The organism is Aeromonas sp. HMWF017, from assembly GCF_003061465.1.
Taxonomy (GTDB): domain Bacteria; phylum Pseudomonadota; class Gammaproteobacteria; order Enterobacterales; family Aeromonadaceae; genus Aeromonas; species Aeromonas veronii.
Map to the genome: position 1 here is coordinate 18,971 of NZ_QAJD01000179.1, position 16,351 is coordinate 35,321.

The 16,351-nt window shown below is 59.5% G+C and carries 11 protein-coding genes and 1 pseudogene; 7 read left to right on the top strand and 5 right to left on the bottom strand.

The annotated features are described in order from the left end of the window. The 4 genes and pseudogenes from lpxB to accA all read left to right on the top strand — a co-directional run. Nucleotides 1–435, top strand: a pseudogene (gene lpxB / locus DBR30_RS22695) (lipid-A-disaccharide synthase); the annotation flags it as partial. A 119-nt stretch (nucleotides 436–554) separates the two neighbouring features. Beyond that, nucleotides 555–1,145, top strand: coding sequence for a ribonuclease HII (rnhB, locus tag DBR30_RS20200; protein ID WP_108539950.1), 591 nt, complete (start codon nucleotides 555–557; stop codon nucleotides 1,143–1,145). 38 nt (nucleotides 1,146–1,183) lie between these two features. Continuing rightward, nucleotides 1,184–4,663 carry a DNA polymerase III subunit alpha gene (gene dnaE, locus DBR30_RS20205; protein WP_108539953.1) on the top strand — a complete coding sequence of 1,160 codons (3,480 nt, stop codon included), beginning with the start codon at nucleotides 1,184–1,186 and terminating at the stop codon, nucleotides 4,661–4,663. A 15-nt stretch (nucleotides 4,664–4,678) separates the two neighbouring features. Further along, entirely contained in the window at nucleotides 4,679–5,629 is a 951-nt protein-coding gene (accA, locus tag DBR30_RS20210; protein ID WP_005338549.1) for an acetyl-CoA carboxylase carboxyl transferase subunit alpha, read from the top strand. Between the two features lie 287 nt (nucleotides 5,630–5,916). Here the strand turns inward: accA and DBR30_RS20215 are convergent, their stop codons facing one another. Together DBR30_RS20215 and tal are read right to left on the bottom strand one after the other, a co-directional pair. After that, the gene (locus DBR30_RS20215; RefSeq protein ID WP_005338547.1) at nucleotides 5,917–6,099 is read right to left on the bottom strand and encodes a DUF3545 family protein; all 183 of its coding nucleotides are present in this window, start codon (nucleotides 6,097–6,099) and stop codon (nucleotides 5,917–5,919) included. Between the two features lie 160 nt (nucleotides 6,100–6,259). Next, a complete protein-coding gene (gene tal, locus DBR30_RS20220; protein ID WP_005338545.1) occupies nucleotides 6,260–7,210 on the bottom strand; it encodes a transaldolase in 951 nt (316 codons plus the stop codon). Nucleotides 7,211–7,911: 701 nt separating this feature from the next. Here tal and DBR30_RS20225 point away from each other — a divergent pair. Next, the gene (locus DBR30_RS20225) at nucleotides 7,912–9,342 is read left to right on the top strand and encodes an alanine/glycine:cation symporter family protein (protein WP_013724018.1); all 1,431 of its coding nucleotides are present in this window, start codon (nucleotides 7,912–7,914) and stop codon (nucleotides 9,340–9,342) included. 62 nt (nucleotides 9,343–9,404) lie between these two features. On the opposite strand, the gene DBR30_RS20230 is transcribed toward DBR30_RS20225, so the two are convergent. From DBR30_RS20230 to DBR30_RS20240, 3 genes are read right to left on the bottom strand one after another with little or no spacing between them, the layout of a single operon-like run. Beyond that, complete coding sequence (locus DBR30_RS20230) at nucleotides 9,405–11,420, bottom strand: transglutaminase family protein (RefSeq protein WP_108588500.1); 2,016 nt, start codon at nucleotides 11,418–11,420, stop codon at nucleotides 9,405–9,407. After that, the gene (locus tag DBR30_RS20235) at nucleotides 11,407–12,402 is read right to left on the bottom strand and encodes a DUF58 domain-containing protein (RefSeq protein ID WP_108539349.1); all 996 of its coding nucleotides are present in this window, start codon (nucleotides 12,400–12,402) and stop codon (nucleotides 11,407–11,409) included. Before DBR30_RS20235 ends, DBR30_RS20230 begins: the two co-directional genes overlap by 14 nt. Continuing rightward, nucleotides 12,402–13,331 (bottom strand): AAA family ATPase, encoded by a 930-nt coding sequence (locus DBR30_RS20240; RefSeq protein WP_375060967.1) that lies wholly within the window; start codon nucleotides 13,329–13,331, stop codon nucleotides 12,402–12,404. Before DBR30_RS20240 ends, DBR30_RS20235 begins: the two co-directional genes overlap by 1 nt. Nucleotides 13,332–13,688: 357 nt before the next feature. Here DBR30_RS20240 and DBR30_RS20245 point away from each other — a divergent pair, with 357 nt between their 5' ends. Together DBR30_RS20245 and yidZ are read left to right on the top strand one after the other, a co-directional pair. Next, a complete protein-coding gene (locus DBR30_RS20245) occupies nucleotides 13,689–14,861 on the top strand; it encodes an MFS transporter (protein WP_108539346.1) in 1,173 nt (390 codons plus the stop codon). Between the two features lie 18 nt (nucleotides 14,862–14,879). After that, nucleotides 14,880–15,842 carry an HTH-type transcriptional regulator YidZ gene (yidZ, locus tag DBR30_RS20250; RefSeq protein ID WP_108539343.1) on the top strand — a complete coding sequence of 321 codons (963 nt, stop codon included), beginning with the start codon at nucleotides 14,880–14,882 and terminating at the stop codon, nucleotides 15,840–15,842. Nucleotides 15,843–16,351 lie beyond the last annotated feature (509 nt).

A 16,351-nucleotide genomic window follows, 5' to 3' on the forward strand; every position in this document is an offset into this window, starting at 1 on the left:
CGCGAGCAGTTTATGGCCATCAAGGCCGAGGTAGCGCCGGGTCTCGACATGGTGCTGCTGGAAGGGCTGGGCCGCGAGGCGATGATCGCCGCTGACGTGGTGATGCTGGCCTCTGGCACCGCGGCGCTCGAAGCCATGCTGGTGAAAAAGCCGATGGTGGTGGGCTACAAGCTCAAGCCCTTCAGCTATTGGCTGGCCCAGCGACTGGTAAAGACCGAATTTGTCTCTCTGCCCAACCTGCTCGCCGGTCGCATGCTGGTGCCGGAACTCATCCAGCACGAGTGCACCCCGGAGAATCTGGTGGAAGAGGTGAGCAAGTACTTCGAGCACGACAACAGTGCGCTGGTCAACACCTTCACCGAGCTGCACCAGCTGATCCGCTGCAATGCCGACTCGCAGGCCGCCGATGCGGTGGCGGAGCTGCTCGGCAGATAACGCTATTTCGGACCGTCGATTGCGCCGCGCAGCCCGTTAATCCGTTTTCCGAGCGGTGATGCCGCGTCAGTCGACCCCTGTCAGGCCCCACGGGGCCTGTTTTGATTCAAGGCTACAAGATGATGATCGATATTCCTGACGACAAGCTGGTTGCCGGTGTGGACGAAGTGGGTCGTGGCCCCTTGGTGGGCGACGTGGTCACCGCTGCGGTCATTCTCGATCCTGCCAATCCGATCGCAGGGCTCAACGACTCCAAGAAGCTCTCCGAGAAGAAGCGCCTCGCCCTGTTTGACGAGATCAAAGAGAAATCGCTCGCCTGGGCCATCGGTCGCGCCACTCCGGAGGAGATCGACGAGCTCAACATCCTGCATGCCACCATGCTGGCGATGCAGCGCGCCGTGGCGGGACTGAAGGTGACGCCCGAGCTGGTCTTTATCGATGGCAACCGCTGCCCGGCATTGCCGATGGAAGCGCGCGCCGTGGTCAAGGGCGATAGCCTGGTGGCCGCCATCAGCGCCGCCTCGATCCTCGCCAAGGTAACCCGCGATGCGGAGATGACCGAGCTGGACAGCCGCCATCCCGAGTACGGCTTTGCCCGTCACAAGGGTTATCCGACTGCGGAGCACCTCGCCATTCTGGCCGAGCGTGGCCCGTTGCCCGAATATCGCAAGAGCTTCAAACCGGTGCGCCGCGCACTGGGGATCGAGTAGACCATGCCATTTAGTTTGAGCAGCGAGAGGAGATGACGATGGCTGACCCCCGTTTTATCCACCTGCGAGTCCACTCCGACTTCTCTATGGTCGATGGCCTGCAGAAGATCAACCCCATCGTCGGGGCGGCTGCGGCCAACAACATGCCGGCGCTGGCGCTGACCGATCAGATGAACATGTGCGGTCTGGTGCGCTTCTATGGCGCTGCCCACGGCAAGGGGATCAAGCCCATTGTCGGTGCCGACTTTTGGGTGCAGAGCGATGAGCTCGGCGACGAGCAGTTCCGTCTCACCCTGCTGGCCATGGATAACGACGGCTACCAGAACATCACCCTGCTTATTTCCCGCGGTTACCAGCGCGGCCACGTGCAGGGGCGGCCGGTCATCGACAAGAGCTGGCTCGCCGAGCATGCCAAGGGGGTGATCGTCCTCTCCGGTGGCCGCGAGGGGGATGTGGGCAAGTTCCTGCTCAAGGGCAACCGGCAGATGACCGAGCAGTGCGTCGCCTTCTATCAGACCCACTTCCCCGATGCCTACTACCTCGAGCTGCTGCGTACCGGTCGACCCGACGAAGAGGTCTATCTGCACATGGCGGTGGCCATTGCTACCGAGTTCGAGCTGCCAGTGGTCGCCACCAACGAGGTGGTGTTCCTTAACGCCGATGACTTCGACGCCCACGAGATCCGGGTGGCCATCCACGATGGCTATACCCTCATGGACAAACGCCGCCCCCGTCGCTACAGCCCCCAGCAGTACCTGCGCAGTCAGGAGGAGATGGCCGAGCTGTTTGCCGACATTCCCGAAGCGCTGGAAAACACGGTGGAGATCGCCAAACGCTGCAACGTGACGGTGCGTCTCGGCGAATACTTCCTGCCCAACTTCCCGACCGGCGACATGACTACCGAAGATTTTCTGGTGGCCAAATCGAAAGAGGGTCTGGAGGAGCGTCTCGAGTTCCTGTTCCCGGATCCGCAAGTGCGGGCCGAGCGTCGTCCCGAGTATGACGAGCGTCTCGATGTTGAGCTGAAAGTGATCAACCAGATGGGCTTCCCGGGTTACTTCCTCATCGTGATGGAGTTTATCCAGTGGTCCAAGGACAACGGCATTCCTGTTGGTCCGGGCCGGGGCTCGGGTGCAGGCTCCCTGGTGGCCTACGCCCTCAAGATCACCGACCTCGACCCGCTGGAATTTGACCTGCTGTTCGAACGTTTCCTGAACCCCGAGCGGGTATCCATGCCCGACTTCGACGTCGACTTCTGCATGGACCGACGCGATGAGGTGATCGAGCACGTCTCCGACATGTATGGCCGGGATGCGGTATCCCAGATCATCACCTTCGGTAGCATGGCGGCCAAGGCAGTAGTGCGGGACGTGGGCCGGGTGCTGGGCCACGCCTACGGCTTTGTGGATCGCATCTCCAAGCTGATCCCGCCGGATCCGGGCATGACGCTTGCCAAGGCATTCGAGGCCGAGCCCAAGCTGCCCGAGCTCTACGAGCAGGATGAGGAGGTCAAAGACCTCATCGACATGGCCCGCCGCTTGGAAGGGGTAGTGCGCAACGCCGGTAAACACGCCGGTGGCGTGGTGATCGCACCCACCAAGATCACCGACTTTGCGCCGCTCTACTGCGATGACGAAGGCCATCACCCGGTCACCCAGTTCGACAAGAACGACGTGGAATACGCCGGTCTGGTGAAGTTCGACTTCCTGGGTCTGCGGACCCTCACCATCATCGACTGGGCGCTTGGCATGATAAACCCGCGTCTTGCCAAAGAGGGCAAGCCGCCGGTGGATATCGCCGCCATCCCCATCGATGACAAGAAGTCGTTCGACCTGCTCCAGCGCTACGAGACCACGGCGGTATTCCAGTTGGAATCCCGCGGCATGAAGGATCTCATCAAGCGGCTGCGCCCCGACTGCTTCGAAGACATGATCGCACTGGTGGCCCTGTTCCGACCGGGCCCGCTCCAGTCAGGCATGGTGGATAACTTCATCGACCGCAAGCACGGTAATGAAGCGATCTCCTATCCTGACGAGAAGTGGCAGCACGAGAGCCTGAAACCGATTCTGGAACCGACCTACGGCATCATCCTCTATCAGGAGCAGGTGATGCAGATCGCCCAGACCCTGGCGGGTTATACGCTGGGTGGTGCGGATATGCTGCGCCGGGCGATGGGTAAAAAAAAGCCCGAGGAGATGGCCAAGCAGCGGGCCGGTTTCGAGGAGGGTGCCGTCAAGAATGGCGTCGACGGCGAATTGGCGATGAAGATCTTCGATCTGGTGGAGAAGTTTGCGGGCTACGGCTTTAACAAATCCCACTCCGCTGCCTATGCGCTGGTCTCCTACCAGACCCTCTGGCTCAAGACCCACTTCCCGGCCGAGTTCATGGCGGCGGTGATGACCGCCGATATGGACAACACCGACAAGATCGTGACCCTGGTAGATGAGTGCCAGCGGATGGGGCTCACCGTGATCCCGCCGGATGTGAACACCGGCCGCTATCGCTTCTCGGTCAACGAAGATGGCCATATCGTCTACGGGATCGGTGCGGTGAAAGGGGTCGGTGAAGGCCCCATCGATGCGATCTTGAGCGCCCGGGATCAGGACGGCCCGTTCCGCGATCTGTTCGACTTCTGTAACCGGGTCGACATCAAGAAGCTCAACAAGCGGGTGATGGAGAAGCTGATCCTCTCCGGCGCCATGGATCGGCTCGGCCCCCACCGCGCCGCCCTGATGGCAACGCTGGAGGAGGCGATGCGTGCCGCCGAGCAGCACGCCAAGGCGCAGGCGGTGGGGCAGGTCGACATGTTCGGCGTGCTCACCGAAGAGATTGACGACGTCAAGAAGGCGTTTGCCAACGTGCCGCACTGGCCTGACAAGGTATGGCTGGAAGGGGAGCGCGAGACCCTCGGACTCTATCTCACCGGCCACCCCATCAACCAGTACAGCAGCGAATTGCGTCGTTATACCTCGGGTCGCCTGTGCGATCTGCATCCCACCTCCCGTGATACCGTGACCACGGCGGCGGGGCTGGTGATTGCGGCCCGCAGCATGGTGACCAAGCGTGGCAACAAGATGGGGATCTTCACCCTGGACGACCGTTCCGGTCGCCTTGATGTGACCCTGTTCAGTGAAGCGCTGGAAAAATATGAAGAATTGATGCAAAAAGACCGCATTTTGGTGGTTTCTGGACAGGTCAGCTTTGATGACTTCTCCGGTGGCCTTAAAATGTCGGCTCGAGAATTACTGGATATCAACGATGCGAGGGAGCGTTTTGCCAGAGCAATCCGCATCTCCCTCGATGAACAGCGGATTGATGATCGCTTTTTCCCGCGTTTGTGCGAGATTTTGGAGCCCGCCCGTGCCGGAGTCTGTCCGGTTCAGGTAAACTATCGTCGCCCCGGCTCCCGGGTGCGATTGACGCTCGGTACCGAGTGGCGGGTGACGCCCACCGATCAACTGATAGATGACTTGCGAGTCCTGCTTGGACGAGAGCGGGTTGAATTGGTTTTTGATTAGAGGTTCTAAGGCCCTATGAGTCTTTTTCTGGATTTTGAACAGCCGATTGCCGAGTTGCAGGCGCAGATTGATGAACTCAAACATGTGAGTGAAGGCAATCACGCCGTGGATCTGAAAGACGAGATCCGCCGGCTGGAGAAGAAAAACGAAGAGCTGACCAAGAAGATCTTCGGTGATCTGGGTGCCTGGCAGGTATCTCAGATGGCGCGTCATCCCCAGCGCCCCTACACCTTTGACTATATCGAGCATATCTTCACCGATTTCGACGAGTTGGCTGGCGATCGCGCCTATGCCGATGACAAGGCTATCGTCGGCGGCATCGCCCGTCTCGACGGCGAGCCGGTGATGGTGATTGGTCACCAGAAGGGTCGCGAGACCAAAGAGAAGATCAAGCGCAACTTCGGCATGCCGCGTCCGGAAGGGTACCGCAAGGCCCTGCGTCTGATGGAGATGGCCGAGCGCTTCAAGATGCCGATCATCACCTTTATCGATACCCCGGGCGCTTACCCCGGCGTCGGTGCCGAAGAGCGTGGTCAGTCCGAAGCGATTGCCCGCAACCTGAAGGTGATGGCCGGTCTGACCGTACCCGTAGTCTGCACCGTGATCGGTGAAGGCGGCTCCGGCGGCGCACTGGCTATCGGCGTGGGCGACCGCGTCAACATGCTGCAGTACTCCACCTACTCCGTCATCTCGCCGGAAGGGTGTGCCTCCATCCTGTGGAAGAGCGCTGACAAAGCTTCTGTGGCTGCCGAAGCGATGGGGATCACTGCCCAGCGTCTGAAAGAGCTCAAGCTGATAGACCACGTGATCGACGAGCCTCTCGGTGGTGCCCACCGCGATGTGGAGAAGATGGCCAAAAACCTCAAGGCTCGCATCAAGCAGGATCTGGACGCCCTGCGTCCGCTCGATACCGAGCAACTGCTGGAGCAGCGCTACCAGCGTCTGCTGGGCTACGGCTACTGCTAAGCGCAGCAGTCAATCCCGAGTATTCAGGCCCCCGTCAGCGACGGGGGCTTTTTATTGCGGTTGATCTGCCATTCAGGTGAGTGCCCCAACACGCCCTGAAACGGCGCAGGTCTGCATTCGTGGGTGTGGGGCAGGGTTGGTATGCCACGCTGTTGGTGATGACTGTCATTAGCCTGCAGCATCGTTTGGCATCGCTAGCGGTGGCATGACAAGCCGCTTGATCATCCGATTGCGGCATAAAAAAGCGCCCCGGCTGTGCGGAGCGCTTTTACAGGTGTCTGGCGGTATTACAGTTCAATCTCGTCTGTAAGACCTTCATAGGCGATATCGATGGATTGCAGCTCCTTCTGCAGGCGATGTTTGTCTTTCAACGCCTCGATTTCACGCCATTTACGTTTTTTTCCCGTTGTCCCGCGGCTACGCGAACCGAGTTCAACCACCTCGTCATAATCGAAGTTGAACATTTCCATGGCTCCCTCCTTGGTTTTTATCGTTTTCACCACCCGTATAACATAACGAATCTGAAATTAAAACGTTTTCGTGACGACTCTATGACAGCGCTAAAAAAGCCCATGAAAAAAAACCGGGCCCCTTGTTAGGGGCCCGGTTTTTATCAGAAAAAAGAACTGATTACAGGCGGCTTGCCAGCATGGTTTCCAGCTTGCCCTGGTCGATGGCGAACATGCGGATGCCTTCGCCCAGCTTCTCGTGAGCCATGGCGTCCTGGTTCAGTTCCCAGCGGAATTCGGCTTCGGTCATCGGAGTCGGTTTGGCCTTGCGCTCACCGGTGTAGTCCAGTTTGCGTACTACGGCCCCTTCGGTCTTGCTCAGCTCTTCCAGCAGGGCCGGGCCAATGGTCAGACGGTCGCAACCGGCCAGTTCCAGGATCTCGCCGGTGTTGCGGAAGCTGGCGCCCATCACGACGGTCGGGTAGTCGTGCTGCTTGTAGTAGTTGTAGATGGAGGTGACGGAGACCACGCCCGGATCTTCGCTGGCAGTGTAATCACGGCCATTTTTGGCCTTGTACCAGTCGAGGATGCGACCCACGAACGGGGAGATCAGGAAGGCACCGGCTTCGGCACAGGCACGGGCCTGGGCGAAGGAGAACAGCAGGGTCAGGTTGCACTGGATACCCTCTTTCTCCAGTACCTCGGCGGCACGGATCCCTTCCCAGGTGGAGGCCAGTTTGATCAGGATGCGGTCGTTGCTGATGCCGGCTTCGTTGTAGAGACGGATCAGTTTGCGGGCCTTGGCGATGCTGGCTTCGGTATCGAAGGAGAGACGGGCGTCCACTTCGGTAGAGATACGGCCCGGAACGATCTTCAGCACTTCCAGACCGATGTTGACGGCCAGCTTGTCGCCCGCGTCGATGATTTGCTGTGCCTTGTCCTGGCTCTGGGCTTTGGCCCAGTTGATGGCGTCTTCGATCAGCGGAGCGTACTCGGGGATCTCGGAGGCTTTCAGAACCAGAGAGGGGTTGGTGGTGGCATCGATGGGCTGATAGCGTTTGATGGCTTCGATATCACCGGTGTCGGCAACAACAGTGGTCAGGGCTTTCAGCTGGGTTAATTTATCGGCCATAGCGAATATCATCTCTTAATGAGGGAGTAATCCCTGGGTTGCGGGCTTGAGACGGTGGTTCTGAAATAAAATTACAGGATCTTGGTGCCTCAGGCTCAGAAAAGCGCGATGGGGGCGGCCCATCGTCATTGCCTGCCTAATTAATACTGATGTGGTGCATCCTGCAATAGGGGCGCTTGGTTGTTAAACATTCAGGCTGTTGAGTTATCCCGTTTTATGGCGTGAAACTATATGATTAGTAAGGTTTTTTACATTTCCTTCCGACCTCGCTCCGATTTGCTTTCAGCTGAACTTTTTTAGCCAATATCCATATTTGTGTCGTCGATCACATAAATTATCTCGCTACGTACTTGAAATTTAATTACAGAGAAAACGTTTGGCGAAATATCGCCGTTTGAAAGCCATTTCATGCAAGCGTTTGCGTTTTCGCATAGCTCATCAGGGATATATCAAAATGGTTCTCTTATGGGGCTTAATGGTGGCCTGTCTGATTGAATTATTGAGTTTGTTGAAAGTTTGCGATTTAAATGGAGCTTTATGGGCTTTTACCGTTCGTTTTTTGTGTCTCGCGTGACCGGGATCACTATTCCGGGCTCTCCCGCTGTGCTAGATTCCGCCCCTTTAGCGAAACGCTAATTAAACGACAGACAGAAAACGGTCAGCGCAGACTGACCATGGATGTGAATAACAACGAGAGAATTATGGACACCTTGATTGCGATGCTAAACGACCTGATGTGGGGAGCCGTGCTCATCTACCTGCTCATCGGGGTCGGTATCTTTTTCACCTTCCGCCTGGGTTTTATCCAGATCCGTCACTTTGGCCACATGTTTTCCGTGCTGAAAAACAGTCGTAAATCGGACAACGCGGGCATCTCCTCCTTCCAGGCCCTCTGTACCAGCCTTGCCGCCCGTGTCGGCACCGGCAACCTGGCCGGTGTGGCTGTCGCCATCTATCTGGGTGGCCCTGGCGCCATCTTCTGGATGTGGTTGATCGCTTTTATCGGCATGGCGACTGCCTTCGTCGAAAGCACCCTTGCCCAGCTCTACAAGGTCAAGGATGAGGATGGCAACTACCGTGGTGGCCCGGCCTACTACATGGAGAAAGGCCTTGGCATGCGCTGGATGGGGGTGGTCTTCTCGCTCTGCCTGATCCTGGCATTTGGTCTGGTGTTCAACGCGGTGCAGGCCAACTCCATCAGTCTGGCGATGAAGGTGGCGTTTGGCATTCCTGACTGGGTCAGCGGTCTGGCGCTGGTGGCGCTCTCCGGCCTGATTATCTTCGGCGGCATTCGTGGCATCGCCCGTTTTGCCGAGCTGGTAGTGCCCTTTATGGCGCTGGCCTACATCCTGCTGGCGCTGGTGATCGTGGCGATGAACATCACCGAGTTGCCCCATGTCTTCATGCTGATCATCAAGTCCGCCTTCGGGATTGAGCAGGCTGGCTCTGGTGCGCTCGGTTATGCCATCTCCCAGGCGATGATCAACGGTATCAAGCGCGGTCTCTTCTCCAACGAAGCGGGGATGGGCTCTGCGCCCAACGCCGCGGCGACTGCCACTCCCTATCCGCCGCACCCGGCCTCTCAGGGTTATGTGCAGATGCTGGGGGTCTTTATGGACACCATCGTCATCTGCAGCTGTACCGCCGCCATCATCCTGATGTCCGGTCAGTTTGAGCCGGGCTCCGGCGTGACAGGTGTCGAGCTGACCCAACGGGCGCTCTCCTCCCAGATTGGCAGCGGTGGCAACATCTTTATCGCGGCGGCCATCTTCTTCTTCGCCTTCACCTCTATCGTGGCGAACTACTCCTATGCCGAGACCAATCTGGTGTTCCTCGAGCACAACCACAAGGGCGGCCTGATGCTGTTCCGGGTGTTCGTACTGGGGATGGTGATGTTCGGCGCCGTGGGTGAGTTGCCGATCGTGTGGGCCATGGCGGATGTCTCCATGGGTCTGATGGCCATCGTCAACCTGGTGGCGATCCTGCTGCTCTCCAGCGTCGCCATCAAGCTGGCCAAGGATTACAACGACCAGCTCCGGCTGGGCAAGGTGCCCACCTTCGATGCCAACAAATACCCCGAGATCCGCTCCCAGCTGGAAGAGGGGATCTGGGATAATCCGACCAAAAAATAACAAGCGGTGAGTCACACCTCTTGATTAAAACCTGAAGGGGGAGCCGGTGGCTCCCCCTTCTTTTATGAGCCGCTCTTCTGCGGCTGATCCCAGCGCTGGGCGAGCTGTCTGACACGCCGTTGCAACTGGCGCCAGCAGCGCCCTTGTTGCCGGTCGTTGAGGGGGGCATAACGCCAGCGGCGATAGAGCCACGCACTCTTTAGCAGGGGATGGGCAAGGTCGGGACGCAGCCGCGCCAGCCGCTCGCACCATGCCCCCATGCTCTCGGCAGGCTCTGGGGAATAGCCGCTGCGTTTGCCCCGTTTGAGCAGGGGTTGCCAGATACGCCGCTCTGGCGGCAGGCGGGCGGGCAACAGCAGGGGCAGGCTCACCAGCAGGGCGACCAGCATCAGGCTGGCGAGGATCAACCAGGGTGTATGTCCCGCCAGTGCAGGCCAGCGCAGGCCGATTTGCTGCCAGATCTGGCCCGCATCGTAACCAATCACCCAGCGACTCCACTGGTAGTCGATATTGTTGCCCCACCAGCGCAGTTGATTGAGCAGGGCCCAGTTGCGATAACGCTGCAAAGCGAGGGGGTCGGCGGCGGTAAACTCGTCGCTCAGCGCCTCCCTCACGCCACCTTCAATGCGCTCCGGTGCCACTGCCGCCGTGGGGTCGATTCGCCGCCATGCTCCTCCTTCATCGAGATACTCCACCCAGGCATGAGCATCGAACTGGTGTACCGCCAGATAGTTGCCGGTGGGATTCCATTCGCCGCCGAGATAACCGGTGACCAGCCGTGCCGGAATACCGGCAGCGCGCAGCACGAAAGCGGTCGCCATGGCGTAGTGGCCGCAAAAGCCGCGCCGAGTATCGAACAGGAACTCATCCACCCCGTCACTGCCAAGTCGTGGCGGGGTCAGAGTGTAGTAATAGGATTGGCTGCGAAACTGTTCGAGCAGGGCGGCGACCAGCGCGCTGCGATCCGGATAGCGTGCCGCAAGCTCTTGGCCATAGGCTCGCGCTCTTGGGTTGCCCCCGCCAGGCAGTTGCAGGTTGCGCTGGGCGGCTTGGCTATCATCCTCTGGCTGCACTTCGCCGCGGCCAATGCGATAGCGGATCGCCACCTCGCCGCTCCCCTGCCGATAGAGGGTGTCGAGAGGGGTGAGCAGCACAGGGCCCGCCAGCAGACGCGGTTCACTCAGGGCAAAGGCCCAGCGGTGGCGCTGGGGCTCGGCGATCACCTCGTAGCTCCCGGCGGGTAACGGACTATCTGCCAGTTGAGTGTTGGCCTGTGAAGAGGATGCCAGAAGCGTTAGCCCGGTTTGCACCGGCACTGTCTGCTGCCATGCTTTGACCTCGGGGCTCAGCAACCAGCGCTGACCATCGAAAACTTCTTGGCGCATCACCGGAAAGTAGCGCTCGCGGACAGGGGGCGGGTCATCGGCAAAGGTGACCCGAAAGGCCAGTTCGGAGGCGTTGACCAGTTCGCTGATATCGCCGGGGGCCAGCTCTTCCGAGAGCCCCGACAGGGCGCGGCTGGTGGTGGGCATCTGCCAGAGGGGCGGCAGCCTTGGCAGCAGCAAAAACAGAGTGATAAGCAGGGGAAGCGCCAGCAGCAGGGCGCCGCCCGCGCTGCGCCAAGGCCGTTTCTGCTCGGGAGCGATGGCGGCCACCAGCGCGGTCACTGCCAGCCAGAGTGCCACTGCCATCCCGGCCGTCCAGCCGATGCTCTGTCGCTGCACCAGCGTCAGCGCGATAAGAAAGAAGGCGAGCAGCAGCACCTGCTCGATATCCCGCTCGCGCCGTACCTCGATCATCTTGAGGCTATAGCCGAGCCAGAGCAGATTGATCAGGGCGGGCAGGGTGCCCAATGTGCGCCACAGCAGCCCCAGCAACACCACAGTGCTGATGGCCAGCAGCGCCAACCAGCGGGCAGGGAGGGGCGGCCAGCCGCGCCACAACATCATGGCCCGGACACCGAGGGTGATGGCGCCCACTGTTACTACCCAGAGTTGCAACTGGGGCCAGAGCGCCGCGACCAGCAGCAGCTGTTGCAGGGCGATGAGTGGCAGCAGCCGGCGGTTATCGAGCAGCATCTGGCGTGCTCTTCGGTGGTGTTGCATCGAATTGGGCCAGTGCCAGCAGGCAGCGCTGCACAAAGGCGGCGCCGCTATCGGGTCCCAGCGTCTGGTTTGCCAGCGTCAGGGTAAAGGGGATGCCCCGCTTGCCGTAATCGGCGCACCACCAGGCCAGTACCGCCAGCCGCTGCTCCAGATCCCCGCCCGCGACCCGCAGCAAGGTGAGGTCAGTGTCATCCTGCTGCGGTTCATGGAACTGTTTGGTCAGCAGGCCGCGCCCTTGGGCAAGTTGCTTCCAGGCGACCCGGCTCAGTGGTTCACCGGCCTGATGTGTCCGCAGGGTATCAAAGTCACCGAGGGGCGCTGGGGCGGGCTGGCCCTGATGTCCTTCGCTTTCGGTCGCATGTTCCCCTCTTAGCGCCCCGAACATCGGTTTGGGGGTGAGCCAGCCCTCCAGTTGCAAGTCCAGCAGGGACCAGCAGCGAAACAGACCGAGGGGGTAGCGGCTCTCGACCCGCAATCGACCAAGGGGCAGTGGCCCGCGGCGCGAGCCAGATACTGGCAGGATAACTGAGCTGGGCACAGCGTCGGCCTGTGCCAGCCAGAGGGAGCCTTCGTTGAGGCTAAAACGGAGTGCCAGCACCGGGCGCGGGCTCTGAACCAAGATACGGATCGGCAGCTGGCTACCCGCTTCCCCCAGCACCAGCGGGCCCCCCAGCAGCTCAAGCCCCAACAGGTTGCGGTGGGTGAGCCACATGGCGGCCATAAACATGCTGCCGAGGCAGTAGGCCACCAGCAGCACCAGATTGTTCTGGTAGTTGGTGCCGAGCAGATAGATGGCGAGCAGCACCAGCAGATAGAGTAACCCCATGCGTGTGGGCAGGATGAAGAGGCTGTGGGTCCCCAGCGTTATCTGGCGCGCCGGCGGAATGCGGCGGTCGAGCCAGCGTCGCTGCCAGCGGGCTCGCCACTGCTGACAACGGTCAAACAATTTGCTCATCAGGGATTGTCCGGATCGACCCTGGCCAGCAACCGCTGGCTAAGGGGACAGGCTTCGCCGTGTTGCACGCCAAAGCTGCCCCGTAGCCGATGCTCGGCCACATAGGGGAAGACTGCCTGCACATCCTCCACCGTGACGAAGCGCCGTCCCGCAACCAGCGCCCAGGCCCGGCTCACCGCCAGCAAGGTCTGGGCTGCACGGGGGGAGAGGGGCTGTGGCAGTTCCCCATCAAAGCGGCTCTGGTGCACCAGCGCCAGCAGGTAGTCGAGGGTGGCATCGGAAACATGGATAGCATCCCCTTCGCTTTGCAAGGTGGCAAGTCCAGCAGCATCCAGCATGGCGGGCAACGGGTCAGTCGGCTGGTGGCCCCGCAGTAGCTGGCGCTCCGCTTCTCGCGGTGGAAAACCCAGCGAGAGTCGTACGGCGAAGCGGTCGAGTTGGGACTCCGGCAGCGGATAGGTGCCCGCCTGATCCGCCGGGTTCTGGGTAGCGATGACGAAAAATGGAGTGGGGAGGGAATGCGTATTCCCCTCAATGCTCACCTTGCCCTCGGCCATCGCCTCCAGCAGGGCGCTTTGTACTTTGGGGCTGGCACGGTTGATCTCGTCCGCTAGCAGCACCTGGGTGAAGATGGGGCCGGGGTGAAAGCGAAATGTTTGTTGCTGGGGGTCAAAAATCTGAAGCCCCAGCAGGTCGGCGGGGAGCAGATCGGCGGTGAACTGCATCCGCCGGCATGCAAGCCCCAGTACCTGTGCCAGCGCGTGGGCCAGGGTGGTTTTGCCCATACCGGGCAGATCCTCGATCAGCAGATGACCGCGCGCCAGCAGGGTCACCAGCGCGATTTTCAGTTGCAGCGGCTTGCCCAGAATGACTTGCTCCAGTGCTGACAGCAGCCCGGCAATCTGCTCTTCTCTCTCCATTCCCTTCATACACATTCCCTGTATTGCGTCGCACCTACAGCTTATACGCCCGCAAGGGCGAAGGCAGATAACAGACGGGCGGTAAAAGTGCTGCGCAGGGATGGCTATGAGCGGGAGGTGACCCGGTTTATTACTGTCTCTGGTCGATTCAATATGGCCGCTTAGGCACGCAACTTAATAGAATATTTCCTGATTGGAATGTACCGATCGCCATCTCTTCACTAGGTGAGAGCGGTTGGCGCCCATATAGTTGCCCCCATTGCGACGCGCTGCGTTGCTGCCTTTGTGGCCATCTTGGCCCCGCCACTGTTCGCCTGTCGCTGTGATCTGGCAGGCATCGGCACGCCAATCTGTAATGGAGCATCCATGCCTGTTTTCCTGTTGTGCACTTTTCTGATGATCATCCTCTATCCGGTCGGGATCGATCTCTATCTGGTCGCTGTGCCCCAGATTGCCGATACCCTGCAGGCGAGCGAGGCGCAGATCCACACCGCCTTCTCTATCTATCTGTTTGGCATGGCGGCGACCGTGCTGCTGGGGGGAATGATTGCCGATCGCTTCGGGCGGCGCTGGGTGGTGCTCGGTGGCGCGCTGATCTTTGTCCTCGCCTCGCTGGTGGCAGGCAATGCGGAGGGGATTGGCCAGTTCTATTTCGGCCGTTTCTGGCAGGGAGTCGGGGCGGGGGCGCTCTATATCATGACCTTTACCGTGCTGCGGGATGTGCTGAGTCAGGAGCGGCTGGCGATGGCGCTCTCGATGATCAACGGGGTGATCTGCGTGATCCCGGTGCTGGCGCCGGTGCTCGGTTACCTCATCCTGTCCCATTTTGACTGGCGCGGGATCTTCGTGGCGATGGCGCTGGTGGCGGCCGTCAGCGGTCTGGTGAACTTGCTGCTGCTCAAAGAGACCCGCCCGGCGCGGCAACCGGGGAGTAGCGCGGCGCTGCCCTTTGCCAGGCTGCGCTCGCCGCGCTTTATGCTGCTCTCCCTGCTGACCAGTGCCAGCGTGACCGCCATTCTGGTTTATGTCAGCGTCTCGCCGCTGATCCTGATGAAGGAGTTTGGCTTCACCACCGAGCAGTATTCCATCGTGATGATGGTGATGGCCGGCGTGAGTATGTCCACCTCCTTCCTGACGCCCCTGCTGTTGCGCTGGTTGGGCAAACAGAAAGTGCTGGCTGTGTCTCATCTCTGCTATCTGCTGGCGGCGTGCTCACTGATCGGCAGCAGGCAGGCAGGGGGCGATATCCATCTGTTGCTTCCGGGGTTTGCGCTGGTCTGTGTCGGCTTCTCCTGTGGCTTCGGGATGGCGATGGGGGAGGCGCTAGATGGTTGTCAACACAATGTGGCGTTCGCCAGCGCGGTGCTCTGCATCATGCAGATCAGCCTCTCCGGCCTCTATATCTGGTTGCTTGGCCGCCTCGGCTTTACTCCGTCCGAGATGCTGATCTATGCCCTGCTGCTGGCACTGCTCAGTTACCTAGCTGTCAAAGGGCTGTTACCATGGCTCGCGCTTCGTGAAGCGCGGTCGCAGGGCTGATGGAAGATGAGAGGGGATATGCGCAATCTGGGTGAACTCGATTTAAACCTGCTGGTGGTCTTCAAGTACCTGATGCAGGAGCGCAGTGTAGCCGGTGCTGCCAAGAGGCTCTGCGTCACCCCGTCGGCGGTGAGCAAGGCGCTGGCCAAGTTGCGGGAGTGGTTTGACGATCCCCTGTTTGTGCGGGTGCGGCAGGGGTTGCAGCCCACCAACCTCTCCCTGACCCTGGAGGAGGAGCTGAAGGTCTGGTTCCAGCTCACCGACAGCATCACCTCGCTCAATAGCGAGGCGATCCCCGACGGTGCCCGCTTCACGCTGGTGATGGAGTCCCCCTTCTACATCAGCTTCCTGAGCGATCTGCCCATGACCATCTATGAGAAGTACCCGAAATCGGTGGTCAGGATGCTGGGGTGGGATCACCACTCTCTCAACGACATCGTCAATGGCGATGCGGATCTCGGCTTCTGCGCCCGCGAGACCCATGGCCGCTCCCGGGCCAAGGTCAACCGCTTGCCTTATTACATCGATCACGAGGTGCTGTTTACCGATCGTCCGGTGGTTTTTCTGCGCAAGGATCACCCATTGCTCGAGCAGAAGTGGTCGCTGGAGAGCTTTCTGGCCTGCCCCCAGATCAGCATGGTGTGGGAAGCGAACGATACCTGGGCTCTCGACAGTCTGCTGGAGGATGAGGGGCTGAAGCGGGAGGTGCCCATCATGGTCTCAAGCTTCGAGCAGGCGCTGCATATTGCCTCCCAGTCGAGCCACGAACTGATTGCGGTGGCCCCTTCCTACTGCGGTGGTTATGCCAGTCGGCATCACGGCAATTTGATCGCCATGCCGCTGCCGCTACCCGAGAAGCTCTATGCCCAGCTTGAGATCGCCTTCATCCTGCTGTGGCACAAGCGGCACAATCAGGATGCCAAAGTGATGTGGCTGCGCAACGAGATCCGGCGACTCTATAATGACGAATTGCCACGTTAATGTGGCAGTGACGATGCCTATTGATTAGCCAGAGCCAGCTGTTTCGGCTTGTTATTGATTATTTAACCGGCGGTGATGATGGCGATGGATTATTTAGTTGCCTGTTTTCTCACCAAACAACGTCGCAACATACTTTCTGAAATGGAATGTTCTGACTTCTGCTTTTGCTGTAGACGCCAGCATGGCACCGTTAGATACTGCGATTCATAACAAGAAAGGCTAACTTGCATTCAATCCCTATTGAGCGGATGCAAGAGGTCGTACATTAAAATTGGCTTGAACAAACATCATTGCTCTGCGTTAACACGGGAAGTGTGGCAGATGATGCTGATAAAAAATCCTCATCACATATATCATTTCTAATTTTTACGGTCGTGACGCTGCTATCCTAATATTGGCGGTGCCATATCTGGCAGTCAAAATTTGATGATGTTATTGGCAGCACCAGCAAGGTAGTTTAAATGTTTAATTACAAAACGATCATTATCGTCTGCTTGACGGTTGTTAAC

What these genes read in the sequence shown, in the direction of transcription:
- yidZ (WP_108539343.1), top strand. Translation starts at nt 14,880, where the DNA reads ATGCGCAATCTGGGTGAACTCGATTTAAACCTGCTGGTGGTCTTCAAG.
- accA (WP_005338549.1), top strand. Translation starts at nt 4,679, where the DNA reads ATGAGTCTTTTTCTGGATTTTGAACAGCCGATTGCCGAGTTGCAGGCG.
- tal (WP_005338545.1), bottom strand. Translation starts at nt 7,210, where the DNA reads ATGGCCGATAAATTAACCCAGCTGAAAGCCCTGACCACTGTTGTTGCC.
- DBR30_RS20245 (WP_108539346.1), top strand. Translation starts at nt 13,689, where the DNA reads ATGCCTGTTTTCCTGTTGTGCACTTTTCTGATGATCATCCTCTATCCG.
- DBR30_RS20215 (WP_005338547.1), bottom strand. Translation starts at nt 6,099, where the DNA reads ATGGAAATGTTCAACTTCGATTATGACGAGGTGGTTGAACTCGGTTCG.
- DBR30_RS20240 (WP_375060967.1), bottom strand. Translation starts at nt 13,331, where the DNA reads ATGAAGGGAATGGAGAGAGAAGAGCAGATTGCCGGGCTGCTGTCAGCA.
- DBR30_RS20225 (WP_013724018.1), top strand. Translation starts at nt 7,912, where the DNA reads ATGGACACCTTGATTGCGATGCTAAACGACCTGATGTGGGGAGCCGTG.
- DBR30_RS20230 (WP_108588500.1), bottom strand. Translation starts at nt 11,420, where the DNA reads ATGCTGCTCGATAACCGCCGGCTGCTGCCACTCATCGCCCTGCAACAG.
- dnaE (WP_108539953.1), top strand. Translation starts at nt 1,184, where the DNA reads ATGGCTGACCCCCGTTTTATCCACCTGCGAGTCCACTCCGACTTCTCT.
- rnhB (WP_108539950.1), top strand. Translation starts at nt 555, where the DNA reads ATGATGATCGATATTCCTGACGACAAGCTGGTTGCCGGTGTGGACGAA.
- DBR30_RS20235 (WP_108539349.1), bottom strand. Translation starts at nt 12,402, where the DNA reads ATGAGCAAATTGTTTGACCGTTGTCAGCAGTGGCGAGCCCGCTGGCAG.